Source organism: Isoptericola sp. NPDC055063, from assembly GCF_053608125.1.
Window position 1 is genome coordinate 263449 of record NZ_JBSGUW010000002.1, and the last position, 25818, is coordinate 289266.

At 74.0% G+C, this 25818-nt stretch carries 26 protein-coding genes; 3 read left to right on the top strand and 23 right to left on the bottom strand.

Translation table 11 applies throughout. The features are described from left to right. Nucleotides 1–6: 6 nt before the first annotated feature. The 13 genes from ACWF41_RS03135 to ACWF41_RS03195 all read right to left on the bottom strand — a co-directional run bounded on the left by ACWF41_RS03135 (nucleotide 7) and on the right by ACWF41_RS03195 (nucleotide 12344). Nucleotides 7–546 (bottom strand): hypothetical protein, encoded by a 540-nt coding sequence (locus ACWF41_RS03135; RefSeq protein WP_380315505.1) that lies wholly within the window; start codon nucleotides 544–546, stop codon nucleotides 7–9. After that, nucleotides 543–1004 carry a DUF2255 family protein gene (locus ACWF41_RS03140; protein ID WP_380315508.1) on the bottom strand — a complete coding sequence of 154 codons (462 nt, stop codon included), beginning with the start codon at nucleotides 1002–1004 and terminating at the stop codon, nucleotides 543–545. The genes ACWF41_RS03135 and ACWF41_RS03140 overlap by 4 nt, the downstream gene beginning before the upstream one ends. Before the next feature lie 99 nt (nucleotides 1005–1103). Then, the gene (locus ACWF41_RS03145; RefSeq protein WP_380315511.1) at nucleotides 1104–1502 is read right to left on the bottom strand and encodes a type II toxin-antitoxin system VapC family toxin; all 399 of its coding nucleotides are present in this window, start codon (nucleotides 1500–1502) and stop codon (nucleotides 1104–1106) included. Then, nucleotides 1499–1738: a FitA-like ribbon-helix-helix domain-containing protein gene (locus ACWF41_RS03150; RefSeq protein ID WP_380315514.1), complete on the bottom strand. Its 240-nt coding sequence runs from the start codon at nucleotides 1736–1738 to the stop codon at nucleotides 1499–1501. The genes ACWF41_RS03145 and ACWF41_RS03150 overlap by 4 nt, the downstream gene beginning before the upstream one ends. Nucleotides 1739–1742: 4 nt before the next feature. Continuing rightward, nucleotides 1743–4520: a cation-translocating P-type ATPase gene (locus ACWF41_RS03155; protein WP_380315517.1), complete on the bottom strand. Its 2778-nt coding sequence runs from the start codon at nucleotides 4518–4520 to the stop codon at nucleotides 1743–1745. Nucleotides 4521–4570: 50 nt separating this feature from the next. Continuing rightward, complete coding sequence (locus ACWF41_RS03160) at nucleotides 4571–5095, bottom strand: flavin reductase family protein (protein ID WP_380315520.1); 525 nt, start codon at nucleotides 5093–5095, stop codon at nucleotides 4571–4573. Continuing rightward, nucleotides 5092–5631, bottom strand: coding sequence for an NADPH-dependent FMN reductase (locus tag ACWF41_RS03165; protein WP_380315523.1), 540 nt, complete (start codon nucleotides 5629–5631; stop codon nucleotides 5092–5094). Before ACWF41_RS03165 ends, ACWF41_RS03160 begins: the two co-directional genes overlap by 4 nt. Before the next feature lie 28 nt (nucleotides 5632–5659). Further along, on the bottom strand, nucleotides 5660–7033 hold the full coding sequence (locus ACWF41_RS03170; RefSeq protein ID WP_380315526.1) for an LLM class flavin-dependent oxidoreductase: 1374 nt from the start codon (nucleotides 7031–7033) through the stop codon (nucleotides 5660–5662). 51 nt (nucleotides 7034–7084) lie between these two features. Beyond that, a complete protein-coding gene (locus tag ACWF41_RS03175; protein ID WP_380315529.1) occupies nucleotides 7085–7975 on the bottom strand; it encodes an ABC transporter permease in 891 nt (296 codons plus the stop codon). Beyond that, nucleotides 7972–8838: an ABC transporter ATP-binding protein gene (locus ACWF41_RS03180; protein WP_380315531.1), complete on the bottom strand. Its 867-nt coding sequence runs from the start codon at nucleotides 8836–8838 to the stop codon at nucleotides 7972–7974. Before ACWF41_RS03180 ends, ACWF41_RS03175 begins: the two co-directional genes overlap by 4 nt. Beyond that, nucleotides 8835–9983: an ABC transporter substrate-binding protein gene (locus ACWF41_RS03185; RefSeq protein ID WP_380315534.1), complete on the bottom strand. Its 1149-nt coding sequence runs from the start codon at nucleotides 9981–9983 to the stop codon at nucleotides 8835–8837. The genes ACWF41_RS03180 and ACWF41_RS03185 overlap by 4 nt, the downstream gene beginning before the upstream one ends. Nucleotides 9984–10179: 196 nt before the next feature. After that, on the bottom strand, nucleotides 10180–10638 hold the full coding sequence (locus tag ACWF41_RS03190; protein ID WP_380315537.1) for a nitroreductase family deazaflavin-dependent oxidoreductase: 459 nt from the start codon (nucleotides 10636–10638) through the stop codon (nucleotides 10180–10182). Continuing rightward, the gene (locus tag ACWF41_RS03195; protein WP_380315540.1) at nucleotides 10635–12344 is read right to left on the bottom strand and encodes an FAD-dependent oxidoreductase; all 1710 of its coding nucleotides are present in this window, start codon (nucleotides 12342–12344) and stop codon (nucleotides 10635–10637) included. The genes ACWF41_RS03190 and ACWF41_RS03195 overlap by 4 nt, the downstream gene beginning before the upstream one ends. Nucleotides 12345–12496: 152 nt before the next feature. Between ACWF41_RS03195 and ACWF41_RS03200 the strand changes: the two genes are divergently transcribed. Further along, the gene (locus ACWF41_RS03200) at nucleotides 12497–12913 is read left to right on the top strand and encodes a hypothetical protein (RefSeq protein WP_380315542.1); all 417 of its coding nucleotides are present in this window, start codon (nucleotides 12497–12499) and stop codon (nucleotides 12911–12913) included. On the opposite strand, the gene ACWF41_RS03205 is transcribed toward ACWF41_RS03200, so the two are convergent. Next, entirely contained in the window at nucleotides 12889–13644 is a 756-nt protein-coding gene (locus tag ACWF41_RS03205) for a response regulator transcription factor (protein WP_380315545.1), read from the bottom strand. The two genes, ACWF41_RS03200 and ACWF41_RS03205, sit on opposite strands and share 25 nt — an antisense overlap. Before the next feature lie 139 nt (nucleotides 13645–13783). Here ACWF41_RS03205 and ACWF41_RS03210 point away from each other — a divergent pair, with 139 nt between their 5' ends. Continuing rightward, nucleotides 13784–14068, top strand: a complete 285-nt coding sequence (locus ACWF41_RS03210; RefSeq protein WP_380315548.1) for a UBP-type zinc finger domain-containing protein — start codon at nucleotides 13784–13786, stop codon at nucleotides 14066–14068. Here the strand turns inward: ACWF41_RS03210 and ACWF41_RS03215 are convergent. Both ACWF41_RS03215 and ACWF41_RS03220 read right to left on the bottom strand, forming a co-directional pair. Further along, nucleotides 14065–15678, bottom strand: a complete 1614-nt coding sequence (locus tag ACWF41_RS03215) for a CotH kinase family protein (RefSeq protein ID WP_380315602.1) — start codon at nucleotides 15676–15678, stop codon at nucleotides 14065–14067. The two genes, ACWF41_RS03210 and ACWF41_RS03215, sit on opposite strands and share 4 nt — an antisense overlap. Before the next feature lie 72 nt (nucleotides 15679–15750). Further along, nucleotides 15751–18309 carry a family 78 glycoside hydrolase catalytic domain gene (locus ACWF41_RS03220; protein ID WP_380315551.1) on the bottom strand — a complete coding sequence of 853 codons (2559 nt, stop codon included), beginning with the start codon at nucleotides 18307–18309 and terminating at the stop codon, nucleotides 15751–15753. A gap of 98 nt (nucleotides 18310–18407) precedes the next feature. On the opposite strand from ACWF41_RS03220, the gene ACWF41_RS03225 reads away from it, so the two are divergent. After that, nucleotides 18408–19526 carry a GntR family transcriptional regulator gene (locus tag ACWF41_RS03225; RefSeq protein ID WP_380315554.1) on the top strand — a complete coding sequence of 373 codons (1119 nt, stop codon included), beginning with the start codon at nucleotides 18408–18410 and terminating at the stop codon, nucleotides 19524–19526. A 4-nt stretch (nucleotides 19527–19530) separates the two neighbouring features. Here the strand turns inward: ACWF41_RS03225 and ACWF41_RS03230 are convergent, their stop codons facing one another. From ACWF41_RS03230 to rpmG, 7 genes are all read right to left on the bottom strand, one after another. Further along, nucleotides 19531–20682: a glycoside hydrolase family 76 protein gene (locus ACWF41_RS03230; protein WP_380315557.1), complete on the bottom strand. Its 1152-nt coding sequence runs from the start codon at nucleotides 20680–20682 to the stop codon at nucleotides 19531–19533. Beyond that, nucleotides 20679–21944 carry an ABC transporter substrate-binding protein gene (locus ACWF41_RS03235; RefSeq protein WP_380315560.1) on the bottom strand — a complete coding sequence of 422 codons (1266 nt, stop codon included), beginning with the start codon at nucleotides 21942–21944 and terminating at the stop codon, nucleotides 20679–20681. The genes ACWF41_RS03230 and ACWF41_RS03235 overlap by 4 nt, the downstream gene beginning before the upstream one ends. Continuing rightward, complete coding sequence (locus ACWF41_RS03240) at nucleotides 21928–22845, bottom strand: carbohydrate ABC transporter permease (RefSeq protein ID WP_380315563.1); 918 nt, start codon at nucleotides 22843–22845, stop codon at nucleotides 21928–21930. Before ACWF41_RS03240 ends, ACWF41_RS03235 begins: the two co-directional genes overlap by 17 nt. Further along, the gene (locus ACWF41_RS03245) at nucleotides 22842–23792 is read right to left on the bottom strand and encodes a carbohydrate ABC transporter permease (RefSeq protein WP_380315566.1); all 951 of its coding nucleotides are present in this window, start codon (nucleotides 23790–23792) and stop codon (nucleotides 22842–22844) included. The genes ACWF41_RS03240 and ACWF41_RS03245 overlap by 4 nt, the downstream gene beginning before the upstream one ends. A gap of 37 nt (nucleotides 23793–23829) precedes the next feature. Continuing rightward, entirely contained in the window at nucleotides 23830–25158 is a 1329-nt protein-coding gene (locus ACWF41_RS03250; RefSeq protein WP_380315569.1) for a glycoside hydrolase family 125 protein, read from the bottom strand. Between the two features lie 155 nt (nucleotides 25159–25313). Continuing rightward, nucleotides 25314–25586: a type B 50S ribosomal protein L31 gene (locus ACWF41_RS03255; RefSeq protein ID WP_380315572.1), complete on the bottom strand. Its 273-nt coding sequence runs from the start codon at nucleotides 25584–25586 to the stop codon at nucleotides 25314–25316. Continuing rightward, nucleotides 25586–25753, bottom strand: coding sequence for a 50S ribosomal protein L33 (rpmG, locus tag ACWF41_RS03260; RefSeq protein ID WP_380315575.1), 168 nt, complete (start codon nucleotides 25751–25753; stop codon nucleotides 25586–25588). The genes ACWF41_RS03255 and rpmG overlap by 1 nt, the downstream gene beginning before the upstream one ends. Between the last annotated feature and the right edge of the window lie 65 nt (nucleotides 25754–25818).

The following is a 25818-nucleotide window of genomic DNA, read 5'->3' on the forward strand; positions in this document are numbered from 1 at the left end:
GGCCCCTCAGCCGTGCGCCAGCACCTCGAGCCCGACGACCGCCAGGCCCAGCGCGACCTCGGTGAGCAGCAGCAGCCACTTCTGCCACCACGGCAGGGCGACGACGCGCACGGCGACGTACCCGACGAGCCCGAGGCTGACGATCAGGGCGACGGTCGACGCGGTGAGCGCGCCCGCCACCGTCCACACCCCGCGGCCGGCGAGCCACAGGAAGACGAGCGGCAGCACGACGACGCCTCCGGCGCTCGACACCACCCCGAGCATGTGCCGCCGCTCGGCCGAGGTGGGCAGGGCGCCGTGCACCACGACGTGCGACACGAAGTCGGCGAGGAAGACGGCGAGCAGCGTGCCGCCGACGGTGATGACCAGCGTGCCCGCGGCGCGGCCGGCCGCCAGCCCCTCGACGTGACCGCGCAGGGCGAGCACCACCGCGAGCGCCGCGAAGGTGACGTAGACGCGCTCCTTGAGCCGGTCGGCGCGCTGGTCCGGGGTGAGCTGGTCGCGGCGTCGCCGCCGACGCTCCCGGGCCTCGGACGCACCGCTCATGAGGTGACGGTACGCGCCCCTTCGACGACCCGGCGGCGGGCGCGCGCGGCGGACGCGACGGCGTAGACCCGCTCGCCCCATGACGCGCGGCGGGCGCGGATCCGGAACGTGGTCGCGGCGGCGGCGTCGGACACGACCTCTGCGACGCGCTCGGGGGCGCAGGCGCCGTACTTGGCGCGGTAGGCGTCGTCGAGCAGGCCGTGCAGCTCGGGCTCCACCTCGGCGAGGACGACGGCGCGCTCGACGGTGCCGGACGCAGCCCCGTCCACGCGCACCCGGCCGCGGCCGGCGGCGAGGCCGGCGGGCCAGCGGGCGCCGGGGGCGGACCGGACGAAGAGGTCGCCGCCCACCTGCACCACCCAGGTGGGCAGGGCGGCCGCGCCGTCCACGACGAGCTTGACGGAGCGCGCGGCGGCGAGGGGGACGAGGTCCGGCAGGGGGGTTGCGGACGTGTTCACGGCGGGGCTCCTCTCGGACCGGCGGGCCCGAGCAGCGCGCCGCACGGCGTAACCGTGATCTGGGCCACGTCTATTCCCGCTCGCGGAGCGACGAGCAGGTCAGACGACGCGGACCGGGCACCGTGCGACGGCGGCCCGCGCGAGGCGCGCGTCGGCCGTCACCAGGGTCAGGTCGTGTGACTCGGCCACGGCGACGTACGCCGCGTCGTACGTCGAGAGATTGTCGCGCAGCTGCCAGACCCGCGGCAGGTACGGGCCCGACGGCGCCACGACGACGGTGACGGCGCGCAACCACTCGACGGCCGAGCCGGCGACCTCGGGCGTGATCTTGCCGCCGCGGCGCAGGCCGCGCAGGGTGCCGAGCACCTCGATGTGCCAGTGACCGGGAACCACCCATTCCGGGTCGGCACGCAGCACCCGCGTCGCCTCCGCGACCCGCGGGTCTGCCGCCGGGTCACCGAAGAGCAGCACGGTGGCCGAGGCGTCGGGGACGATCACGCGTCGCGGCGGCCACGGGCCGCGTCCCGCGCGGCGACGACGTCGTCGGCGGTGAAGGTCGACCCCTGTCGGCGCGAGGTGAGGTCGTCGATGAGGGCGCGGTTGCGGTCGAACGCCGCCTCGCGCAGGACGACGTCGCGCAGGTACATGTTCAGCGACTGCCCCCGCTCTCGGGCGCGCTCCGCCAGCACGTCGCGCACGTCGTCGGGGACGTCCCGGATCTGGAGGTAGGCCATGCACTCATTTTACATGCGCAGCGCGTGCACGGCCCACTGCCTTGACCCCCTCGACCAGGAGGAAGACGACGAGGGCGAGGCCGATCGTCTTCGCCCACTGGACCCCGCTGATCGGCGCCGAGTCGAACCACGAGTGCATGAACGGCGCGTAGACGAACACGCACTGCAGGGCGACCAGCGCGGCGGCGGAGATCCACACCACCCGGTTGCCGCGCAGCACGTCGACGGTGAGGCTCGAGCGGTCCAGGAAGCGGCAGTTGAAGAGGTAGGCGAGCTGGCCGAGGGCCAGCATCGTCACCGCCGCCGTCTGGGCCTCCGCGAGCGGCGCGCCCTGCGCGCGCTCGGCGTAGAACACGAACAGCGTGGCCCCGCCGATGAGCAGCGAGACGACCAGGATGCGGCGCACGAACACGGCGTCGAGGATCGACGCCTTCGGGTCGCGCGGCGGCCGGGCCATGACGTCGGGCTCCGCGCGCTCGTACGCGAGGCCGAGCGACAGCGTCACCGCGGTGATCATGTTGATCCACAGCACCTGCACCGGCGCGAGCGGCAGCGTGAGGCCGAACAGCACGGCCACGAGGATCACCAGCGACTGCGCGCCGTTGGTGGGCAGCAGGAAGAGCACGGACTTGCGGATGTTGTCGTAGATCCGCCGCCCCTCCTCCACCGCGCGCTCGATGGTGGCAAAGTTGTCGTCGGCGAGCACCACCTCCGCGGCCTCCTTGGTGGCCTCGGTGCCCTTGATGCCCATCGCGACGCCGACGTCCGCCTGCGTGAGCGCGGGGGCGTCGTTGACGCCGTCGCCCGTCATCGCGACCACCTCGCCGCGGCTCTGGAGCGCCGACACGATGCGGATCTTGTGCTCCGGGCTGGTGCGCGCGTACACGGACACGTCGCGCACGATGGTGCGCAGCTGGTCGGTGCTCATCGCCTCCAGCTCGGCGCCGGTGAGCACGGGGGCCGCCTCGCCGTCGCCGGCGGGCTGGTCGACGATGCCCATCTCGCGGCCGATCGCGACGGCCGTTCCGGCGTGGTCGCCGGTGATCATCGTGACGCGCACGCCCGCGGCGCGGCACTGGGCGATGGCGTCGATCGCCTCCGGGCGCGGAGGGTCGACGATGCCGACCAGCCCGCACAGCTCGAGCCCCGCCTTGACGTCGGACGCCGCCAGCGTGCTAGTGCCCGCGGCCCGCCGGGCCCGCGCGGCGGCGAGGACGCGCAGCCCGCGACCCCCGATCGCGTCGATCTGCGCCTCCCAGAACGCGCGGTCGAGCGGCTGGGCCGACCCGTCCGGCGCCGTCTGCGTGGCGCAGCGGTCGAGCACCCGGTCCGGCGCGCCCTTGACGTGCACCAGCAGCGCGCCGTCCGGCGCCCGGTCGAGCGTGGCCATGTACTTGGTCTCCGACTCGAACGGCACGACGGCCAGCCGCCGCCAGCCCGAGGTGTCGAAGCCCGCCTTCATGCCCAGGCTGCGCAGCGCGCCCTCCGTGGGCTCGCCGACGAGCCGCCAGCCCTCGCCGCCCTCGCCGTCGCCCTCGCCGGGGACGACGCGCGCGTCGTTGCACAGCATCATCGCCGCGACCACGCCGTCGAGGTCCTGGTCCGACGCGAGGTCGGCGTGCCGGGGCTCGTCGTCCGGGCCGTCGACGGAGCCGAGCGTGATCTCGCCCAGCGGCGCGTACCCCGCGCCCGCGACGTCGTACGACCGGCCCGCGGTGCGCACCAGGCGAGCCGTCATCTCGTTCTTGGTGAGCGTGCCCGTCTTGTCGGAGCAGATCGTCGTAACGGAGCCGAGCGTCTCGACGGCGGGCAGCTTGCGGGTGATCGCACGACGGCGCGCCATCTGCTGCACGCCCAGTGCCAGGGTGATCGTCACCAGCGCGGGCAGGCCCTCCGGCACCGCGGCCACGGCGAAGCCGATCGAGGCGGACACCAGCTCCGGCACCGAGAAGTCGTGCACCACCCGCCCGATGACCACCATCACCACGGCCATCGCGAGGATGAGCCCGGCGAGCAGCTTGCCGAACCGGTCGAGCTGCTTGGTCAGCGGCGTCTCCAGGCTCGCGACCTCGGAGATCATCGTCTGGATGCGCCCGATCTCCGTGCGCTCGCCGGTGGCCGTGACCACGCCGACGCCCTGCCCGGCGGCCACGAGGGTGCCGGAGAACAGCATGCTGGTGCGGTCCCCGACCCCGGCGTCCGGGTCGACGGCGTCGACCCGCTTGCTCGCCGCGACGGACTCCCCCGTGAGCGCCGACTCCTCGACGCGCAGGTTCACCGCCTCCAGCAGCCGCACGTCGGCGGGCACCTTGTCGCCCGACCGCACGCGCACCACGTCACCGGGCACGACGTCGTCGGCGTCGACCGTGGCCCACGCGCCGTCGCGCCGCGCCTGGGCGTGCACCGACAGCATCCGGCGGATGCCGTCGAGCGCGCTCTCCGCGCGGCCCTCCTGGACGAAGCCGATCGCCGCATTGACCACCGCGACCAGCAGGATGACGGTGAAGTCCACCCAGTCCCCGAGGATCGCCTTGAGCACCGCGGCGACCAGCAGGATGTAGATGAGCACGTCGTCGAAGTGCACGAGGACCCGCTTCCACAGCGGGTCCTTCTGCGGCGGGGGCAGGCGGTTGGGCCCCACCTGCGCGAGGCGGGCCGCGGCGTCGGCGGCGCTCAGGCCGCCGGCGTCGGCCCGCAGCGCGGCGAGCACCTCCTGCGGGGGCGAGGCCCACGGCGTCGGCTCGGTGGTGACGTCCTTGATGACGTCCTGGGCCTGGTCCATGGGCCCATTCCACCCGCGTCGCCCCGCCCCCGCGCGGCGGAGGTGCAGCGTCACACCCGGCTGCCGTCCCCCAGCCGGTGGTAGCCGCGGTCGTGGAACACCAGGGGGCTGGCGTCCTCGTGCACGTGGCGCTGCACGGCCTGCAGCGTCACGAGCTGGCTGGACCCGACGGCCGTGCGCTGCACCACCAGGGCGCGCACCCACGCGGCGGCCCCGTCGACCACCGGCTCGCCGGTGTCGAGGGCGTGCCAGCCGCCGTCGGCGAACCGGTCGATGCCGCTGGTCGCGAACCGGGCGGACAGGTCGGCCTGGTCGTGCGCGAGGAAGCTCACCGCCACCGTCGCCGCCCGCGACACCGCCGGCCACGAGGAGGACGACGTCGCGAGCGAGAATGCCAGCAGCGGCGGCTCCGCGGACACGGAGATGACCGACGTGGCCGTGAAGCCCACGGGCCGGTCCCCGTCCCGCAGCGCGACGACGGCGACGCCCGCCGGGTGGCCGCGGAAGACGGACCGGAACTCGTCGGCGCTGATCGCGGACCCGTCGGTGCGGGCGCCGCGCGCCACAGCGGTCACCGGGCGACCTCCGCGACGAGCTCGCGGGACCGCTCCCCGAGCCAGGCCGCCACCCACGCGTCGGCGCGGTCGCCGACGTCGGGCAGCTCCGACTCCAGGAGCGCGAGGGACGACGGCGGCACCGTCGCGCCGAGCTCGACGAGCAGGGGACGCAGGTGGTCGTCACCCGCGGCCGCGTGGTCGGGGCTCGCCGACACGACGAGCGGCACGGCCGCCACGCCGTCGAGCCCGCGCGGCCCGTACCGGTCGAGGAAGGCCTTGAGCAGGCCGGTGTACGACGCCTTGTACACGGGCGTCGCGACGACGACGTACCGCGCCGCGGCGACGAGCCGCAGCGCCTCGTCGACGCGGGGCCGGTCGGCGACGAGCAGGTCGGGCGCGAGGTCGGCGAGCTCGACGGTGGTCGGGTCGTCGAGGCCCTGGTGGGCGGCGACGGCCCGTCCGACGCGCTCGGCGGCGGTCCGGGTGCGCGACCCGGGCCGCGGGTTGCCGACGAGGACGACGACGTCGTTCCGGTCGCTGGGGTGCTCGGTCATGACGTTCTCCCTTCGAGAGGGGCGGCGCTCACGCGCTCGCGAGCTCGGGGACGAGGGCGGTGGCGGTGGCGCGCGCGGCCGTGTACCGGTTGGCCGGGACGTCGAGGCCCAGGTGGTCGCGCAGCGTGCTGCCGGAGTACTCGGTGCGGAACAGGCCGCGCCGCTGCAGGATCGGCACGACGTGCTCGGTGAACGCCTCCAGCCCCGACGGCAGCGACGGCGGCATGACGTTGAACCCGTCGGCGGCGCCCTGCGTGAACCACTCGGTGATGGTGTCGGCGACCTGCTCCGGCGTGCCGGCCACGACGCGGTGCCCGCGGGCGCCGGCGAGCCGGTGCAGCAGCTGGCGCAGGGTGGGGTTCTCGCGCTGCACGATCCCGGCGACCACCTGGAACCGCGAGCGCGAGTTGTCCGTGACGTCCCCGGCGTCGGCGAAGATCTCGAGCGGTACGGGCTCGTCGAGCTCCAGGTCGGACAGGTCGACGCCCGCCTGGCCGCCCAGCTGCCGCAGGCCGTACTCGGGCACGGTGAGCTCGTTGAACTCGCGCTCCAGGTTGCGGGCCTCCGCCTCCGTGGAGCCGATGAACGGGCTGATCCCGGGCAGGATCTTCACCTGGCCGGGGTCGCGGCCGTGCCGGGCCGCCCCGTCCTTCACGTCGGCGTAGAACGCCTGCGCGTCCTCGAGCCGCTGGTGCGCGGTGAAGATCGCCTCGGCCCAGCGGGCCGCGAAGTCGCGGCCGGCGTTGGACGCGCCCGCCTGCACCAGCACGGGCCGCCCCTGGGGCGAGCGGGCCAGGTTCAGCGGCCCGGCGACGCGCAGGTGCTCCCCCTCGTACGCGGCGGGGTGGATGCGCGTCGGGTCGGCGTACCGGCCGGCCTCGCGGTCGACGAGGACGGCGTCGGGCTCCCAGGAGTCCCAGAGCCGCGTGATCGCCTGGAGGAACTCCTCGGCGCGGGCGTACCGCACCGCCGGGTCCGGGTGGGCGTCGAGGCCGAAGTTCGCCGACGCCTGCTCCGACGCCGTCGTGACGATGTTCCAGCCCGCGCGGCCGCCGCTCACGTGGTCGAGCGTGCCGAACAGGCGCGCCAGGTTGTACGGCTCGTAGTACGTGGTGGACGCCGTCGCGATCAGGCCGATCCGCTCGGTGTGGGCGGCGATGGTCGCGAGCGCCAGGATCGGCTCGAGGGTGCCGACGGCGTTGTGCTCGACCCCGCCGTGCAGCACCGGGCCGTCCGCGAAGAACACGGCGTCGAGCTTGGCCGCCTCGGCCTGCTGCGCCAGGCGCACGTAGTAGTCCGGGGAGAACAGCTGGTCGGGCTGCGTGGACGGGTGCCGCCAGGCGGCCTCGTGGTGGCCCACGTGGTGCAGGAAGAGGTTCAGGGTGAGGGTGCGTGCGGGCATGGCTCCGCCTTTCGAGGGAGTGCGGGAGGAGAAGAAGTGGGGCGGGGCGCGTCAGGCGGCGCGCCAGCGCATGAGACGGCGCTCGAGCAGCACGAGGCCGGCGTTCACGGCCACCCCGACGAGCGCGATCGTCACGATCCCGGCGTACATCTCGGGGATCTGGAAGTTGAACTGGGTGTAGGTGATGAAGTAGCCGAGCCCGGCCTTAGCCCCCACCATCTCTGCCGCGATGAGCACGAGGACCGACGACGTGGCCGCCATCCGGACGCCCGTGAACACGGTCGGCACCGCGGACGGCAGCACCACCTTGACGAACAGCGCGGGGCTGCCGAGGCCGAGCGACCGGGCCGAGCGGACCAGCAGCGGGTCGACGGTGCGCACCCCGGTGATGGTGCTGAGCAGCAGCGGGAAGAAGCAGGCGTAGACCACGATGGCGACCTTCGACGTCTCCCCGATCCCCAGGACCAGGATGAACACCGGGAGCAGCGCCAGGGCGGCGGTGTTGCGGAACAGCTCGAAGAACGGGCTGAGGTACTGCGCGGCGCGGGCGTACCAGCCCACGACGAGCCCCAGCGGGATGGCCACGAGCACCGCGATCGCGAACCCGGCGCCGGCCCGCGCGAGGCTGGTGCCCACCTGCGTGCCGATCGTGCCGTCCGCGACCAGCCCGACGAACGTCGCCGCCACGGTGCTGAACGGCGGCAGGAACACCGGGTCGGCGAGGCCGGCCCGCGGCGCGACCTCCCAGATCGCGAGGAACACCAGGAGGGCGACGGAGGAGCGCAGGACGACGGCTGCCGCCCGGCCCGTGCGGGCCGCGGCCCTGGCCCGCTGCTTCGACGCCTCCGCGACGGCGTTCCGGCGGCCGAGCGTCGGCGGGTCGGCGAACGCGGGCTCGTCGGCCACGGCGCGGGCGGGGCGCGTGACGTCGGTGGCGGTCATCGCGCGGCCCCCTCGTCCCGACGGTCCGCGGGCTCGGGGTCGTGGTGCAGCGCGTCCCACACCTGGTGCCGCAGGGCGACGAACGCCGGGTCGGCGCGCAGGTCCCTCCCGGGCTCGCCGCGGCCGGGCAGGTCGACGTCGAGCACCGCGCGCACCCGCCCCGGGCGGGGCGTGAGGACCACGACGCGCTGCCCCAGGTAGACGGCCTCCTCGATCCCGTGGGTGATGAAGACGATCGTCTTGCCCGTGGCCCGCCAGATGCGCAGGAGCTCGTCCTGCAGCGTCTCGCGGGTCTGCGCGTCGAGGGCCGCGAACGGCTCGTCCATGAGGAGCACCTCGGGGTCGAACGCGAGGCTGCGGGCGATCGCCACCCGCTGCTTCATGCCCCCGGACAGCTCGTGCGGGTAGCGGTCGGCGAAGCCGGACAGGCCCACGAGCTCCAGGTGCTCCCGTGCGATCCGGCGCCGCTCCGCCTTCGGCAGCCGCCGCGCCTCCAGCCCCAGCTCCACGTTCGCCTGCGCGGTGCGCCACGGCAGCAGCGCGTACTGCTGGAAGACGATCCCGCGGTCCAGGCCCGGGCCCGTGACGGGCCGCCCGTCCAGCAGGATGCGGCCCGACGTCGGCGCGGACAGCCCGGTCACGAGGTCGAGCAGCGTCGACTTGCCGCAGCCGGACGGCCCCACGAGGGTCACCAGCTCTCCCGCCGCGACGTCGAGGGTGAGGTCCTCCAGCGCCACGAGCGTGCCGCCCGAGCCGCGGACGGCGAACTCCTTGCGGACCCCGTCGAAGCGCAGCCGCGGCGTCGCGTCGTCGGCCGTGCCGCCGTCGCCCACGAGCGCGGGACGTTCGGTGAGCGCGGTCATGACGCCGCCTCCTCGCCGTCGGGCCCGGCGTCCGGCGCGAACTCGCCGTTGGCGTAGGGGTTGAACTCGTTGGTGTAGAGGTCGTCCACCGTGAGCGCGCCGTCGTCGACCTGGCCGTCCTGCTCGAGCCAGTCGACCCAGACGGAGATCTCCTTCTCCTGGATCACGCCGCCGGGGACGGAGATCCCCGCCGACTTCCAGTACGGGACCAGGTCGGTGGTCTCGCCCGTGTGGTGCCGCTTCTCGATGATCGACCGGAACCGGTCGCGCACCTCGTCGACGGGCGTGGTCTGGGCCCAGCGGATCGCGCGCGCCGTGCCCTGCACGAAGTCCTGGACGGCGTCGCGGTTCTTGGCGATGACGTCGTCGCGCAGGATGTAGGTGCCATAGGCGAACCCGCCGTAGAGCTCGGTGTCGTCGACGAGGGTGTCGATGCCGCCGCGGTCGAGCGCCTTGTCCTTGATGACGCCGGAGAGCGCGGCGACGTCGATCTGCCCCTCGCGCAGGGTCTGCTCGAGGTTGACCGGCGGCACGACGACCAGCTCGACCTGCGCGACCTCCTCCGGGGTGAGGCCCTCGCGGGCCAGCCACTCCTTGAGGACCGTCTCGTACTGCGCGCCGAGGGTGTTGAGCCCCACCTTCTTGCCGATGAGGTCGCGGGCCGACGTGATGCCGCTGCCCTCGAGCGTGTAGTAGCCCGCGAACGTCTCGTCGTCCTCCCCGTAGGAGGAGATGACGGACGTGACGGGGGCCCCGGTGGACTGCAGCTTGGCGATCGCGCCGTTGAACGCGCTGCCGAACTCCGTCTCGCCGGTGACGGCGGCCTGGATGGACGCGGGTCCGCCGGTGACGTCGCCGATCCACTCGAGCTCGACGTCCTCGAAGTAGCCGAGGTCCTCCGCCAGCTCGGGGTAGGAGACGGTGCCGGTGCCGCCCTGGTAGCGGAAGACGGTCTTGCCGGAGGCGGACTCCTGCGCGGCGGTGGCGCCGGCGCAGGCGGACAGGGTCAGGCCCAGGAGGGCCGCGGAGAGCGCGGCGACCCCGCGACGGGTGCGGCGGGTGCGGGACTCAGGGTCGGTCGGGTCGGTCGGGTCGGTCGGGCCGGTCGGGCGCGGGTCGGTGCCGCGCAGGTCTGTGGTGCTCACGATGCTCCTCGGTGTGTCGGCTCGGGCGGGTGCGGGCGCCCGGGCGACACGGCTCGCCCGCGGGTCGCGGGGTGAGCCTGAGGAGTGCCGTCGTGGTCATGTCGGGGACAGTAGCGCATTCCCGATCAGATCGGTCGGATTAGTCTCGAATAATGAGACCACGATGTGGACAGGTGGTGGGAAGGGGGCCCGGGCCTCAGCCGACGGCGTCGTACGGCAGGAGCTCGAACACCGGGTGCCGGTCCGCCTCGGCCACGAGGTCCGCCACCGGGGAGTCGAGCGTGGCCGCGAAGTACGGCCGCGTGGGCCGGGACAGCCGCAGGTACTGCCGCAGCACGGGGCCCGCCTCCTCGGCCGACGCCGCCCGCACGACGCACACCTGCCGCGCGAGGCCCCGGCGCAGCAGCACCCGCGGGTCGGCGCGCACGTTGTGCACCCAGGACACGACGCCGTACGGGGCCACGAGCCAGCGTCGTCCGTCGAGGTCGACGAGCGTCGCGGGATGCGTGCGGGGCAGCCCGCTGCGGCGTCCGCGGGTGGTCAGCAGCCACGTCGAGGGCACCAGCCCGAGGCGGACGAACACGCCGGTCACCGCGTCGCCCGCGTCGCGGGCGCGGCTGCGGCGGAACGTGCGGGGCGAGGTCGCGTCGGTCACGACGGGTCCCCTCCGAACTCCTGGGCGCGCAGCCAGGCGAGGTGCGCGTGCACCAGCGGCAGCACCGACGCCCCCTCGCCGCTCGCGGACGCGACCCTCTTCATCGACCCCGCGCGCACGTCGCCGACGGCGAAGACACCGCGCAGCGTGGTCTCCAGGCTCGCGGGCGGGCGGCCGTCGACCCAGTCCTCCTGCGGCACGTCGCGGCCGGTGAGCACGAACCCGTCGTCGTCGCGCGCGAGGCCGTCGGGCAGCCAGCCGCAGTCCGGCTCGGCCCCCAGCAGGCAGAACAGGCCGTCGGCGTGCGTCTTCGACCGCTCGCCGGTGTCGAGGTCCTCGGTGATCAGCCACTGCAGGCGGCCGTCTCCCCCGCCGTCCGCCACGACCGTGCGCGTGCGCACCGTGATGGTGGGCGTCGCGGCGATCTCCCGCACCAGGTAGTCGGACATCGTCTCGGCGATGCTGCCGCGGCGCACGAGGATCGTCACCGACCCCGCGAACTTGGCGAGGTGCACGGCCGCCTGGCCGGCCGAGTTGCCGCCGCCGACCACGCACACGTCCCGGTCCGCCATCTCCCGCGCCATCGAGCTCGCCGCGCCGTAGTAGACGCCCGCGCCGACCAGGTCGTCGAGGCCCGGCACCGCGAGCCGCCGGTACGAGACGCCGGTCGCGAGGACGACGGTGCGCGCGCAGAGCTGCGCGCCGTCCACGTGCACGTGGTGGTGCTCGGGCTCGCCGGCAGGACCGGGTTCGATCCGCGCCGCGGCGCGACCGGTGTAGAAGCGGGCGCCGAACCGGCCCGCCTGGATCCGTGAGCGCTGCGCCAGCCGCATCCCGGAGATGCCGCGCGGGAAGCCGAGGTAGTTGCGGATCATCGAGCTCGACCCGGCCTGGCCGCCGATCGCGTCCCGCTCCAGCACCACCGTGGCCAGCCCCTCGGACGCCGCGTACACCGCGGCGGCCAGGCCCGCGGGGCCCGCACCCACCACGGCGACGTCGGCGATCTCGCCGGGCGGGATCGAGTCGTAGCCGCCGTACATCGCCTCCGCGACGGCGGACGGCGTCGCGCCCGCCAGCACCCGCCCGGCGAACGTGCGCACGACGGGCAGCGCGGCGTCCGGGTCGGCGGCCGCGAGGATGGCGCGCGCGTCCGGGTCGTCGGGCGCGAGCACCCGGTTCGGGACGCCGAGCCGCTCGAGCAGGTCGCGCACCGCCGTGGCGTCGCGGTCGCCCCGCTCCGCGACGATCTCGGTGGACGTCACGGTGGGCCGCGCCACCGACCAGCCCCACTCGGACAGCAGCTCCGTCAGGGCCGTGTGGAACTCCTCGTCGCGCGCACCCCGCGGGATGCCGACGAACGTGTCCATGTCCCGGCGCAGCAGCGCCGCCCGCATCTCGTCGAGGGCGTCCGCGTACTCGTCGCCCGAGATCAGTGCCACCCGCCGCGCCGTGGACAGCACCGCGGGCACCTGGTGCAGCAGCTCGACGCCGGTCCCGTCCGGCAGGCGGCGCTCCGCCGCGATCATCGCCACCGGCGTGGACCGCGCGACCAGCACGCGCAGCCGCTCGAGGGCTGCGTCCGCGGTCCGCACCAGCTCGATGCGGTAGTCGCGGTCGTAGCGGGCGCGGAACTCCTCCTCGACCTGCGGCGCGTGCGCGTCGGCGACGAGCAGGACGACGGGACGGTCCGCGGGGGCGTCGGGCATGCGGCCAGGGTAGGGGCGCCCGCGCGGCCCGGCGCGGGGGCGCCCGACTGCAGGCCCGGGACATCTTGATCCGATCCTGAGGCGAAGTGCAGGGCAGCCCGAGGCGCGGCCCGCAGGATCGGGTCGTCCGACCTGCCGTCCCCGGAGCCCCCATGCCCGCCGGAGCCCCCGTGCCCACACCGCCCACCCCGCCCGCCGAGCCCCCTCATCTCGACCCCGAGAGCGCCTGGGAGCAGCTCGCCGCGGACCTGCACGGCGACCGCGCGGCGCTGGTGGGGTTCGCGACGTCGTGGATCCGCCTGGTGCCGCGCCGCACCGAGGGCCTGGTGCACGCCCTGCGCGACGGGAACGCCGACGACGCCCGCGGGCTGCTGCTCACGCTGCGCAGCACCGCGACGATGCTCGGCGTGGGCGACCTGGTCGACGCGGCCACGCTGGCCTTGGAGGCGCTCGACTCGGGCGGCACGGACGCCGCCTGGGACCACCTGGAGTCCGTCGCCGACGCGGCCGACACCGGCGCCGTCCTGGTCGCCGGGATGATCGCTCAGGAAGGGTGGTCGAACCGGTAGCCGACGCCGCGCACCGTGCGGATCCAGCGTGGCTCCACCGGGTCGTCGCCGAGCTTGCGGCGCAGGTTCGCCATGTGCACCTCGACGCTGCGCCGGTCCGGGTCCGCCACCCGGGTCCCGGTGTCGTAGTCGTCGCCCCACAGCACCCGCACCAGCGCATCCTTGGACAGCACGCGGCCCGGCACACGGCCCAGCGCGGCCAGGAGGTCGAACTCGCTGCGCGTGAGGTGCACGGCCTGCCCCTCGACCGCCACCGTGCGCCCCGCGACGTCGACGACGAGGCCGGCCGAGACGATGTGGTCCCCCGTGGGCCTCGGGTCGGGGCGGCGCGGCCGGCGCAGCATCGCCTCGATGCGCGCGCGCAGCTCCCGGGGCCGGAACGGCTTGGTCTGGTAGTCGTCGGCTCCCGAGTCGAGGCCCATCAGCGCGTCGATCTCGTCGGTGCGGGCCGTGAGCATCACGACGTACGTGTCCGACACGGCGCGGATCCGGCGGCACACCTCGAAGCCGTCGATGTCCGGCAGGCCGACGTCGAGCGTCGTCACCAGGGGGTCGGTGCGGCGCACCAGCTCGACGCCCTCGAGCCCCGACCCGGCGGCCGCCGTCACGAAGCCGGCCTGGGTGAGCACGACCTCGAGCAGGTCGCGGACGTCCGGGTCGTCCTCCACGATCACCGCGGTGCGTTCGGGGACGCCCCCGGCGCCTGCTCCGTGCGCGGCTCCAGCGGACATGAGCGCCACGCTATCGGCGCGCCGCACCCCGCGCACCGGGGGCCCGCCGTGCGGTCCCTTGCCGCGGGCGCCTGCCCGGCGCACGCTGGTCCGTGGCCCGGGGAGCCCGGGATCGTCGGACGAGGGCGAGGACCGCGACATGACCAGCACCTGCGAGCACCTGGAACAGATCGTCCCCGTGCCCCCCGAGACCGCCGGCGAGTGCCCCGAGTGCGTGGCCGCCGGCGGCACCTGGGTGCACCTGCGCGCCTGCCTGCAGTGCGGGCACGTGGGGTGCTGCGACTCGTCGCCCGCGAAGCACGCGACGGCCCACTTCCACGCGACCGAGCACCCCGTGATGCGGTCCGTCGAGCCCGGCGAGCACTGGGGCTACTGCTTCGTGGAGGAGCTGCTCATCCCCGGTCGGGAGATGCCGGCGAGCTAGGCGCCCGCCGCCGAGTCGTCGGCGCTGTCGTCGGCGCTGTCGCTGGTGGGGTCGCCCGTGCTGTCGCCCGTGAGCATGTCCGAGATCGCCTTCGACTCGGTCGTGAGGGTGTCCGCGTCGAGGAGGTCGGGGGCTTCGTCGGACAGCGTCGAGACCAGCGAGTCCAGGTAGTCCTGCGCGTCGCCGCTCTCGTAGACCGACGCCGTGAGGTCCTCGACGGCGGAGTCGTACGCCGCCTTGAAGTCGTCGTTCTCCAGGAACCGCGTCACCAGCGGGTTGTCCTTTCCGCCGAAGCCGCCGCCCCCGCCGGGACCGCCCTGCGCACCGTCAGGGGGCGTCGCGCCGTCGGGGAGGTCTGCGCCGTCCGGCGGCTGGAAACCGTCCGGCAGGTCCGCGCCGTCCGGTGGCTGCATCCCGTCCGGGGCGCCCGACGGGCGCGCGCTGCCCTGACCGCCACCGCCCTGCCCTCCCATGCCGCCGCCGAGGCCGCCGTACGACAGGTTCTGGTCCCACGCGACGACCTCGAAGAGGCCGGAGTCCGGGTCGTAGTGCAGGTAGGCGTTGTTGCCGGGGCCGTCGATGTCGTCGGAGTTCGCCACCAGGTCCTGCACCGCGAGGTAGCGGGCGAAGGAGTCGACGTCGAGGTGGTCGCCCAGCTGCGCCGCGAAGTCCGCGTCCGACGAGTCGTTGACGAACTCGAGGAACGACGCCAGCGGCTGGTACGCGGCGTCGTCGTCCGTCGAGCCCTCGCTGTCGTACTTGGCCTCGAACGCGTCGGCGTAGTCCGCGAGCGTGTCGCGCACCGACCAGTCGCCGTCCGCGTCCGCCTTGTACGTGATGCCGCCGTCCGGGTACGTCTCCTCGTTCCACAGGTCGTCGTCCGGCAGGTCGATGACCAGGCGCAGCTCCTCGTCGCCGCCGTTCACGCTGAACCGCGTGTACGTCGCCTGCTCCGCCGGCACGTCCGCCAGCTCCAGCACCTTCAGCGCCACCGCCTCGTTGAGCGACGACTCCGTGTTGTTGCCGCGCACCACGAAGTCCGCGCGGCCGTCGTGCTCCTGGCCGTCCACGTACTTGTCCAGGCGGATCAGCCACGGCAGGCCCGCCGGGTCGTCCGCCGACGCCGCGCCGTCGCCCTCGCCGAAGCCGCCCGGCATCTGCCCGCCGCCCTGCGGGTCGTCGGTGGTGGTCTTGTCGTCGGCGGTGTCGTCCGCCGTGCCGTTCGTCGCGGCGTCCGCCTTGCCCCCGCCCTGGCCGCCGCTCTGACCGGAGAGGCCGCGGAGGCTGGAGTTGCCCTTGAGGCGCAGCCCGACGTCGTCGTACTCCTCGCCGTCGATGGTGACGGTGGCCTTGATCCAGTCCTTGTCGCCGGAGTCGGCGAAGGTGTCGAGCATCTCCTGGTAGTCGTCCTCGTCGTAGTCGACGGCGACGGTGTGCACGGAGCTCGTGTCGAAGAAGTCGCCCGCGTCGTCGGCCTCGGCGGTCGCGTCGCACGCGGCGAGGGTGCCGGCGAGCGCCACGACGCCGGCTCCGGCGGCGAGCGGGCGGGAGAGGAGGGGGAACCGGCCGCGGGCGCGGCCGTCCGGGGAGGTGAGGTGTCGACGCATCATGCCGCTCACGCCATCATCCCGGGCTGAGAGGGTCCTCGGCGGCCGGTGGGAGCTCCATGACGTAGCGGGCGGTCAGGGCCGCGGCACCCAGTCGCCGGCCACGTGGTGCGTGCCCGGACCGACGGTGCGGGCGGGCTCGTCGAGGGGCAGGTCGAGATGCGCGGTGGCCCCGGGCGGCACGTCGAGGTCCAGCGCGAACCGGCCGCCGTCGAGCCGCCACGCGACCCGGACCGGTCCGTACGGGCTGTCGAGCCGGGCCGACGCGCTGGTGAGGTGGCCGGTCACCAGCGGCCGCACGCGGATCTCGCGGTAGCCGGGCGCCGCGGGGGCGAGGCCGGCGACGCTGCGGTGCAGCCAGTCCGCCACCGCCCCGTACGCGTAGTGGTTGAACGACGTCATGGTGCTGGGGTTGATGGTGCCGTCGGGGAGCATCGAGTCCCACCGCTCCCAGATCGTGGTGGCGCCCATGGTGACGGGGTACAGCCACGACGGCACGGTGCGCGTGAGGAGCATCTCGTGGGCGAGGTCGGGGTGGCCGGCCAGGCAGAGGGCGTCGAGCACCACGGGGGTGCCGAGGAACCCGGTGCTCACGTGGAACCCGGCCTCCCGGACCAGGGTCGCGAGGCGGTCGCCGGCGCGGCGCCGCTGGGCGTCGGTGTCGAGCAGATCCCAGGCGAGCGCGAGGGCGTACACGGTCTGGCAGTCGCTGCGGACGGTCCCGTCGGCGTCCACGTACGCCGCGCGGAAGGCCCGCCCGACCTCGTCGGCCAGCCGGGCGTAGGTCCCGGCGTCGTCGGCGCGGCCGAGGACGTCGGCCGTGCGGGCGAGGATCCGGGCGCTGCGGGCGAGGTACGCGGTGGCGACGACGGCGGGGTCGGCCTTGGCCGCGGACGAGTCGTCCGGCGGGGCGTCCGGGTCCAGCCAGTCGCCGAACTGGAACCCCGTGTCCCACAGCAGCGACTCCCCCGCGAGCGCGTGCTCCCGGTCGACCCACGCCTTCATGGAGCCGTACTGACGCTCCAGCACGCCCACGTCGCCGTACCGCTCGTACAGCGTCCACGGCACGTGCAAGGCGGCGTCGGCCCAGCCGGCGGCCGGGGTCTGCACGCCGCCGTCCGGGCCGGGGCCGCGCAGCTCGCCCACGACGTCCGGCACGACGTAGGGCACGCCGCCGTCGGGGTGCTGCTCCGCCGCCAGGTCCTGCAGCCAGGAACCGAGGAAGCCGCCCACGTCGAACAGGAACGACGCCGTGGGGGCGAAGACCTGGATGTCGCCGGTCCAGCCGAGCCGCTCGTCGCGCTGCGGGCAGTCCGTCGGCACGTCGAGGAAGTTGCCGCGCATCCCCCGGACGACGTTCTCGTGCAGCCGGTTCACGTCCGGCTCGGAGCACTCGAACCAGCCGGTGCGGCGCAGGTCGGAGCTCACGACCACCGCCTGCGCGTCCTGCGCCTCCACCGCGGCCCCGGTGACCTCCGCGTACCGGAAGCCGTGGAACGTGTATCGCGGCTCGAGCACCTGCTCGCCCCCGGCGAGGACGTACGTGTCCGTGGCCGTCGCCGCCCGCAGCGGGCGCACGCCCAGCTCGCCGCCGTCCAGCACCTCGGCGTGCCGCACCGTGACGACGTCGCCGCGCTCCCCGTCCACGCGCAGCCGCACCCACCCGACCACGTTCTGGCCGAAGTCGAGGAGCCGGGCGCCGCTCGGCGAGGTGAGCACCGCGGCGGCCGGGACGGTCGCGACCTCGCGCACCGGCGGCCCGGTGGGCGCGACCAGCCGGCCGGGGTCGGTGGCGAGCACGTCCACCGGGCCGTCGGCGGGGGCGTCGGGCACCAGGGGCAGGCGCAGGTCGGTGGCCTGCCCGGCGTACAGGTCGTCGGCGAGGACGCCGGTGGTCCCGGCGCGCCACGTGTCGTCGGTGACGACGGTCGCGCGGCGGCCGTCGGCGTAGGTGACCTCGAGCTGGGCGAGGAGCGCGAGCCGGTCGCCGTACGAGTCGCGCTGGAGCGTCCACGTGAGCTGGCCGCGGTACCAGCCGTTGCCCAGCCCCACCGCGAGCCGGGCGGCGCGGCGGCCCCGCAGGTGCTCGGTGACGTCGAAGGTCTGGTAGCGCAGCCGCGCGTCGTAGGCCGTCCACCCCGGGGCGAGCAGGTGGTCGCCGACGCGACGGCCGCCGATCCACGCGTCGTACACGCCGTGCGCGGTGACGTACAGGCGCGCGTCGACGACGTCGCCGTCGAGCTCGACGTCGCGGGCCAGCACCACCGCCCCGCCGTCCAGCCCGCCGACGTCGCGCGGGCTGACGAGGCGGGCCGCGACGTCCTCGGGCGCGAGCAGGCCCGCCTCGATCTCCAGCGGGTCGCTCCACGGGGTCCGGGCGCCGCCGGCCTCGACGCGGACCTCGACCGTGACGCGCTCCCGCGAGCGCAGCGGCCGGAACGGCCACGGGACGAGCACCTGCCCGGGCCCGGCCAGGCGGACCGTCTCGGTGCCGCCGTCGGACGTCCGGAGCCGCAGCTCGACGGCGGTCTGCTCCCCCGCCCCGCCGGACCACGCCCACGACAGCCGCGGGGCGGCGGTGCCGATCCCCGGCTCCGGTGCGCCGTACTCGGTCACGAACCGTTCGATGCGCATCGTCGCGCCTTTCTCGCGGGGCCTCGTGCCCCACAATGGTCCAGGATCAGGGATCATATTGATTCGGCTGTTCATGCCGCGCGACGACGGGAGCTGGCTTGACCGAGGCGCTGTACGCCCAGGTGCACGACGCGCTGCGCGCCCGCATCCTCGGCGGCGAGCTCAGCGTGGGCGACCGCCTCCCGACGCAGGCCGAGCTCGTCGAGGAGTTCTCGGTCAGCGCGATCACCATCAAGCGGGCGCTCGACATCCTGCGGGACGAGGGCTTCGTGACCCGGCGGCCGCGCATCGGCACGATCGTCGTCTCCACGACACCGGCGGACGGCACGCCCGAGGCCGCCGCCGACCACCTGCCGCTGGTCGGCTACATCGTGCCGGGGTTCGACGACGCCTTCGGCTCGCACCTGCTCGGCGGGCTCCTCGACGCGTCCAGCGAGCGCGCGCACGTCGTGGTGGCGATGTCGCGGGGAGACTCGGACCTGGAGGAGCGCCTCATCCAGGAGCAGCTGGACCGCGGCATCGACGGGCTCGTCCTGCTGCCGACGTCGTCCCAGGCCATCCCGCAGAGCGTGGCGACGCTCGTCGGCCGCGGCTTCCCCATCGTCATCGTCGACCGCACCCTCACCGGGGTGCCGGTGAGCACCGTGACCTCGGACAACGTCGCCGGGGGCCGGCTGGCGGCCGAGTACCTGTTCGGGCTCGGCCACACGCGGATCGCCCTCGTCCAGTCCCCCAACGCGGTGTCGACCCTCGACGAGCGGCGGCGCGGGGTGGTGGCCGCGCACGCCGCGCACCAGGTCCGCCTGGAGGAGTCCCAGGTGTACTCCGGCGTCCGGTCGGTGGTGCCGGGCTCGTCGGTCACGCCCGAGGACGACGTCGACGGCCTCGCCGCGTTCCTGGCGGCGAGCCCCGACCTCACCGGGTGCGTCGTGACCGAGTACCACTCGGCGCGCCTGGTCCTGCAGGCCGCCCAGCGCCTCGGCCGGACGGTGCCGGACGACCTGTCCGTGATCTGCTTCGACGCCCCGCCGGAGTACGTGGACGCCGCGATCCCGTTCACGCACGTGGAGCAGGACCAGGCCGCCATCGGCGCGCGCGCGTTCGAGCTGGTCGAGCGGCAGCTCGCCGAGCGGGGGGACGTCTCGCAGGACACGGTGCCCGTGCGGATCATGCCGGGCGGGTCCACCGCCGACGCCCCCCGCCCGGCGGGCTCGTAGCCGGTCAGGCACGCCGGGCGCGCATCTCCAGCGCCATGACGGCGCTCAGCAGGGTGGAGTAGCCGACCTGGGACGGCGCCGGGCGCGCCCAGTCGTCGCCGGGTCGGAGCACGACGCCCGCCTCGTGCAGGGCCTCGACCGCCGCCGTCGGCGCCCCGTCGGCGGCCGCGACGGCGTCCACGGGCACCGTGCCGTGCGCCCACAGCGCGTCGACGCTCGACGCGATCAGGTCGTCGACCGCGGGGACGTCACGCTCCTCGAGCAGCACCACCGCGTAGCGGTACCAGATCCCCTTGAACAGGCCGACGTCGCCGCCCGCCGTGTCGGGCACGTCGTCGTCGACCAGCTCCCCCTCCCGGCGGAACACCCCGCCGGTGGCGAGCTCGCGCACCGACGTGAGCGCCGTCCGCTCCGCCCTGTCGAGCCACGCTGCGTCCCCCGTGGACTTGTACAGCTCGGTGCAGGCGCCGATGTACAAGCCCTGGTTGTAGGTGAAGCGCCAGTGCGTGTCGACGTCCGTGCCGCCCTCGCGCCCGAGCCCGTCCTCGACGAAGCCGTCCGGCCCCACCAGGTGCTCCTCGAGCCACGCGACCGTCGCCAGGGCGCGGTCCAGGTAGCGTCCGTCGCCCGTGCGCCGCGCCAGCCGCGCGCCGAGGATCGCCAGCGGGCCGTTGGCGGGGGTGTTCTTGTAGTCCGGCTGCTGCTTGCGCCACGACAGCGACGGGCCGTGGGTGTCGTTCCACCCGAGCGCCACGACGTGCTCCCACAGGGCCAGCACGTCCGCCTCGACGGCGGCACGCTCGGCGTCGTCGGGCGTCGCCTCGGCCAGCCGGAGCAGGGCCAGGGCGTACCAGAGCATGTCGTCGAAGTAGTCGTTGAACAGGCTGCCGCCGTTGCGCTCGCGGATGTTCGCTGCCGTCGCCCGCGCGGCGTCCAGCCAGGCGTCGTCGCCCGTGCGGGCGTACGCGTCGAGCCGGCAGTCGATCACGTGCGCGAGCCACCAGTAGTTGAACGTGTCGTCGGCGGGCTCGGGGTGCGCGTTGTGCAGCAGCTGCGGCGGCGCCGCCCCGTAGAGCAGGTCCACGCTGTGCTGGGCGACGTCGGCGCGCCGCGCCCACGTCTGCACCGCCGTGTCGCCGGTGGTGGTCGTCGTCATCGGTTGGCCTCCAGGATGCGGTCGCCCTGCGCGGCGGCGTCGGCGAGGGCGGCGGCGCCGCCCAGGTCGCCGGACATCACCTGCTGCAGGGCGGGGATGAGGGCGAGCGTCTCGACGTCCGAGTAGCCGGGGACGGGCGGACGGACCTTCGCCACCTCGATGGTCTCGACCATCGGGCGGAACCGGTCGTCCACCGCGTCCACCGCGCGCCTCGACGCTTCGACGTTCGCCGGGATGTTCTTGCTGATCTTCGAGAAAGCCAGGCTGTTCTCCTGGTCCGCGGCCCACCACTTCATGAGCTCCCACGCGCCCTCGGGGCAGGGCGCGTCGGTGGGCACCACGAGCCCGAAGCCGCCCATGGACGCGCCGGTGTCGCCCCGCGGGCCGACGACGGCGGGCACGACGCCGTACTCGAGCCCCTCGACGGCGTCCCACGTCGGGAAGTTCCACGGGCCGTCGTACTTCATGGACACGACGCCCTGCGCGAAGGCGTCGATGCCGTCGGAGAAGCCGAGCTCGTAGACGCGGCGCTCGTGCAGCAGGTCGTCCCAGAAGTCCAGGACCTCGAGCCCCTCCGGGGAGTCGAACGCCGTGTAGCGCTCGGTCGGGTCAAGCAGCCGCCCGCCGGCCTGGCCCAGCCACATGGAGAACAGGCCCACGTCCTGGATCTCGAACCCGGCGCGCTTCAGCTTCCCGCCCTCGCGGACCGTGAGGGCCTCCGCGGCGTCGGCCAGCTCGGCCCACGTCGTCGGCGGCTCGATGCCGGCCTCGTCCAGGTGCGTCTTGTTGTAGAAGATCGCGCGGGTGTCGACGATCAGCGGCAGGCCGAACGCCTTGTCCCCCACGCTCATCTCGCGCACGGCCTCGGCGTAGAAGTCGCCGAGGTCGACGCCGTCGCGCGCGGCCCACGCGTCGATCTGCTGCAGGGCGCCGCGGCGCCCGTACTTGGCGGTCTGCCACCGGTCCCACAGCACGAGGTCGGGCACGTTCCCCGACGCGATGCCGGTGAGCATCTTCTCCTCGAGCGCACCCTGCGGCACGTAGTGGAAGACGTAGTCCCCCTGGGCCGCGTTGAACGCGTCGAGCTGGGTCTGGATCTGCGTGGCCTGGTCCCCGGACCAGCTGCCCCACATGGTGAGGCGGCGGGCGCCGTCGGCCGTGTACCGCGGCCGGTTCGGGGCGGCGCACGAGGACAGGGCGACGGTGCCGGCGCCCAGGCCGAGCGCCCGCAGCACGGCGCGGCGGCTAACGAGCGTTGACATGGGAGACCCCCTCGATGATGTAGCGCTGGGCGAAGACGAACAGGAGCAGCACGGGCAGGCTGGTGAGCACGGTGCCGGCCATGAGCGGGCCGTAGTCGGTGGCGTAGTCGGTGACGAACGACGCCAGCCCCACCTGGACCGTCCACATCTCCTGGACGTTGAGCACGATGAGCGGCCACATGAAGGCGTTCCACCCGGCCTGGAAGGTGAGGATCGCGAGGACGGCGGCGCCCGCCTTCGCCAGCGGGAGGTACACCTGGGCGAAGATCCGGAACTCCGACGCGCCGTCGATCCGCGCGGCCTCGCCCAGCTCGTCGGGGATCGACGAGAAGAACTGCCGCATGAAGAACACCGCGAACGCCCCCGCCGCGCCGGGCAGGATGATCGCCCAGTACGTGTTGAGGAGGCCGACGCCGCCCTGGCCGAGGGCGTTGTTGCCGCCGGCGAAGGGGATGGCGCGCAGCACCAGGAACGACGGCACCATCGTCACGATGCCGGGCACCATGAGGGACCCGAGCAGCGTGACGAACAGCGCCCGGCGGCCGCGGAACTTCAGCTTGGCGAAGGCGTAGCCGGCGAGGGCGCCGAAGAACAGGTTCAGCACCACGCCGCCGACGGCGAGGATCATCGAGTTGAGGAAGTACCGCCCGAACGGCACCTCCGTGACCACGCGCTCGTAGTTCTCGAGGGTCACGGTCCGGGGGATCAGGTCCAGCGCGCCCGACAGGATGTCGCCGGCCGGCTTGAGCGACGTGACCAGGGTCCAGAACAGCGGGAAGACGGTCAGGATCGCCACCACGACGACGGCGATCCACCAGGCGACGGCGCCCACGCGCTGCGCGGGGGTCCGGCGCGTGGTGTGCGTCGCGACGGGCAGGGTCGGTGCGGTCTGCGCGCTCACGTGTTGTCCTTCCCCGTGACGCGGGCGTTGATCACCGCGAAGACGGCGATGATGAGGAACAGCACGAAGGAGATCGCGGACGCGTACCCCATCTCGAGGTTCCCGAAGCCCTGCGTGTAGATGTAGTAGACGAGCGTGATCGTCGAGTTGCCCGGCCCGCCCTTGGTGAGCACGTAGGCCTGGTCGAACACCTGGAACGCGCCGATGACCAGCAGCGTCGAGACCAGGAACGTGGTGCGCGACAGGCTCGGCACGACGATGTACCGCAGCTGCTGCCACCAGCCGGCGCCGTCGATGCGGGCCGCCTCGTAGAGCTGCGGCGGGATGCCCTGCAGCCCGCCCAGGTAGATCATCATGTTGGTGCCGAACCCGGCCCAGACGCTCATGATGACGATGGCCGGCATCGCCCAGCTCGAGTCGTACAGCCAGGCCGGACCGTCGATGCCGAACCAGCCGAGCGCGACGTTGACCATGCCGAACTGCGGATTGAGCAGCCACAGCCAGATCGTCGCGGTCGCGACCGTCGACGACACCACCGGGACGTAGAAGAACGTGCGGAACAGGGACGCGACCCGCACGTTCCGGTTGAGCAGCAGCGCGGTCGCGAGCGCGACGACGATGCCGAGGGGCACGAACAGCACCGTGTAGTAGGCGGTGTTGCGCAGCGCGATCGCGAAGTACGGGTCGAGGAACAGCCGCCGGTAGTTGTCGAGCCCGAGCCACTGCGAGTCGCCGATGACCGAGTAGCTCGTGAAGCTCATGACGAGCGCCATGCCCGCCGGGACGAGCACGAAGACGGCGAACAGGAGCATGGGCAGGGCGACGAACAGCCACCCCCACCGCTCCTGGATCCGCCACTGCCGCGAGGGTCCTCGGGATGCCCGGGGCGGGGGCGCGGACGCCTCCTCGTTGCCCGGCGGCGCCGTTGCCGCCGTCGTCACCGTCATGGTTCAGATCGCCTCCTTCGCCGATCCGCACGTCCGCCTATGCGGCGTGCCTGGACAATTCCGCCCCGGGAGCCCCGGGGACGTGGTACCCGACGACGTCGAGCACGAGCTCGCAGAACATCGAGTCCGCCCAGCTGAACCACTCCCGCGTGAACTGCTCGGGGTGGTCCACGTGGTACGACTCGCACATCCGCCCGCGCTCCGCGTTCACGGCGAGCAGGTCCGCGACGACCGCCCGCTTCTCCGCGGGGTCGGTCGACGTGAGCCCGCGGACGGCGGCCGCGAGGGGCCACACGTAGCGGTCGGGGGTGTGCGGGCTGGCCAGGCCGTCGCCGGTCGCGCCGCGGGTGTAGGTCGGGTTGTCGTCGCTGAGGACGAAGGCCCGCGTCGCGACGTACAGCGGGTCGTCGAGGGCGACGCCGCCGGTGAGCGGCAGCGAGAGCAGGCTCGGCATGTTCGCGTCGTCCATCAGCAGGTGCTGCCCCAGGCCGTCCACCTCGTAGGCGAGCACGGGCCCGTGCACCGGGTGGTCCACGACGCCGTGCCGCCGGGTGGCGTCGTCGAGCTCGGCCGCGAGCGCGTCGGCGTCGGCCGCGAGGCCTGCGTCCGCGAGGGGTCCGCGGGCGAGCTCGGCGAGGTCGCGCAGCGACGCGGCCGCGAACAGGTTCCCGGGCACGTTGTAGTGGTGGACGCACGCGTCGTCGCTGGGCCGGAACGCGCTCCACGTCATCCCGGTGACGCCGACCGGCGACCCGTGGCCGTCGTGGGTGAGCGTGTCGGTGGGGGCGCCGTCGAACCGCTGGAACCGGTATGTCGAGCGGGCGTCGTGGTCCTGCTCGGTCCGCAGGGTCGCGATCACCAGCACCGCGGCGTCGCGGAACGCGCCGTCGAGGTGGTCGGTGCGGCCGGTGGCCCGCCACAGCTGGTGCGCGAGCTGGAGCGGGAAGGCCAGCGAGTCGACCTCGTACTTGCGCTCCCAGACCTCCGGGCCCATGTCGGTGTCGTCGGCCTGGTGGCCGGCGCCGTCGGGGCCGCGGTTGAACGCGTTGGCGTACGGGTCCTGGAGGATCTGCTGGCTCTGCCGGCGGACCAGGGCGGCGACGAGTTCGCCGAGCCGGGGGTCCACGCCGAGCAGCGCGAGGTAGGGGCGCATCTGGGCCGCCGAGTCCCGGAGCCACATCGCGGGGATGTCCCCGGTGAGGACGAACCCGGTGCCGTCCCGCTCGAGCAGCACCGCGTCGTCGAGCGTCCGTCGCATCGCGTCGGCGAAGACGACGCTCGTGCGGTCGTCGAACGCCGCGGCGACGCGGGCCGTCACCTCCTCGAGGACGTCGTCGTCCAGCATCGGTGAGCCTGCGAGGTCCATGCACTCCCACTTCCTCGTTTAGGTATATCTAATAGGTGAAACATATCAGCGCCGTCGCCGGGTGACCAGACCCGGACACGACGAAGGGCCCGCGACACTCGCGTGTCGCGGGCCCTGTCGGGTGGTGCGGTCGGTCGCGCGGCCGGCCGAGCGCCTCAGCGCGCGCCGTAGCGGCGGCGGAACTTCTCCACGCGGCCGGCGGTGTCGACCACGCGCGCGGCGCCCGTCCAGAACGGGTGGCTTGCGCTCGAGATCTCGACGTCGACGACGGGGTAGGTGCCGCCGTCCTCCCACTCGATCGTGCGGGCGGGACGCCCGGGGCCGGAGGCGGCGTCACCGGCGAGCGTCGAGCGCGTGAGGAACGCGGTGCCGGCGCTGGTGTCGCGGAAGACGACGGGTCCGTAGGCGGGGTGGATGGTGCTCTTCATCAGCGTGCCTCCCTGAAGTCGACGTGGCGGCGGACCACGGGGTCGTACTTGCGCAGCACGACGCGGTCGGGGTCGTTGCGCCGGTTCTTGCGGGTCACGTACGCGAAGCCCGTCCCCGCCGTCGAGCGGAGGGTGATGATCGGGCGCAGGTCCGTGCGGGATGCCATCCGGGCTGCTCCTCGTGCTGGTCGGGATGAGAACGATTCTCAACTGCCGTCGTCCACAACCCGCG

Excerpts from the sequence above, each read along its gene's own strand:
- ACWF41_RS03135 (WP_380315505.1), bottom strand. The coding sequence starts at position 546 with ATGAGCGGTGCGTCCGAGGCCCGGGAGCGTCGGCGGCGACGCCGCGAC.
- ACWF41_RS03150 (WP_380315514.1), bottom strand. The coding sequence starts at position 1,738 with ATGGCCTACCTCCAGATCCGGGACGTCCCCGACGACGTGCGCGACGTG.
- ACWF41_RS03155 (WP_380315517.1), bottom strand. The coding sequence starts at position 4,520 with ATGGACCAGGCCCAGGACGTCATCAAGGACGTCACCACCGAGCCGACG.
- ACWF41_RS03165 (WP_380315523.1), bottom strand. The coding sequence starts at position 5,631 with ATGACCGAGCACCCCAGCGACCGGAACGACGTCGTCGTCCTCGTCGGC.
- ACWF41_RS03170 (WP_380315526.1), bottom strand. The coding sequence starts at position 7,033 with ATGCCCGCACGCACCCTCACCCTGAACCTCTTCCTGCACCACGTGGGC.
- ACWF41_RS03175 (WP_380315529.1), bottom strand. The coding sequence starts at position 7,975 with ATGACCGCCACCGACGTCACGCGCCCCGCCCGCGCCGTGGCCGACGAG.
- ACWF41_RS03180 (WP_380315531.1), bottom strand. The coding sequence starts at position 8,838 with ATGACCGCGCTCACCGAACGTCCCGCGCTCGTGGGCGACGGCGGCACG.
- ACWF41_RS03195 (WP_380315540.1), bottom strand. The coding sequence starts at position 12,344 with ATGCCCGACGCCCCCGCGGACCGTCCCGTCGTCCTGCTCGTCGCCGAC.
- ACWF41_RS03200 (WP_380315542.1), top strand. The coding sequence starts at position 12,497 with ATGCCCGCCGGAGCCCCCGTGCCCACACCGCCCACCCCGCCCGCCGAG.
- ACWF41_RS03205 (WP_380315545.1), bottom strand. The coding sequence starts at position 13,644 with ATGTCCGCTGGAGCCGCGCACGGAGCAGGCGCCGGGGGCGTCCCCGAA.
- ACWF41_RS03210 (WP_380315548.1), top strand. The coding sequence starts at position 13,784 with ATGACCAGCACCTGCGAGCACCTGGAACAGATCGTCCCCGTGCCCCCC.
- ACWF41_RS03215 (WP_380315602.1), bottom strand. The coding sequence starts at position 15,678 with ATGATGCGTCGACACCTCACCTCCCCGGACGGCCGCGCCCGCGGCCGG.
- ACWF41_RS03220 (WP_380315551.1), bottom strand. The coding sequence starts at position 18,309 with ATGCGCATCGAACGGTTCGTGACCGAGTACGGCGCACCGGAGCCGGGG.
- ACWF41_RS03230 (WP_380315557.1), bottom strand. The coding sequence starts at position 20,682 with ATGACGACGACCACCACCGGCGACACGGCGGTGCAGACGTGGGCGCGG.
- ACWF41_RS03235 (WP_380315560.1), bottom strand. The coding sequence starts at position 21,944 with ATGTCAACGCTCGTTAGCCGCCGCGCCGTGCTGCGGGCGCTCGGCCTG.
- ACWF41_RS03245 (WP_380315566.1), bottom strand. The coding sequence starts at position 23,792 with ATGACGGTGACGACGGCGGCAACGGCGCCGCCGGGCAACGAGGAGGCG.
- ACWF41_RS03250 (WP_380315569.1), bottom strand. The coding sequence starts at position 25,158 with ATGGACCTCGCAGGCTCACCGATGCTGGACGACGACGTCCTCGAGGAG.
- ACWF41_RS03255 (WP_380315572.1), bottom strand. The coding sequence starts at position 25,586 with ATGAAGAGCACCATCCACCCCGCCTACGGACCCGTCGTCTTCCGCGAC.
- rpmG (WP_380315575.1), bottom strand. The coding sequence starts at position 25,753 with ATGGCATCCCGCACGGACCTGCGCCCGATCATCACCCTCCGCTCGACG.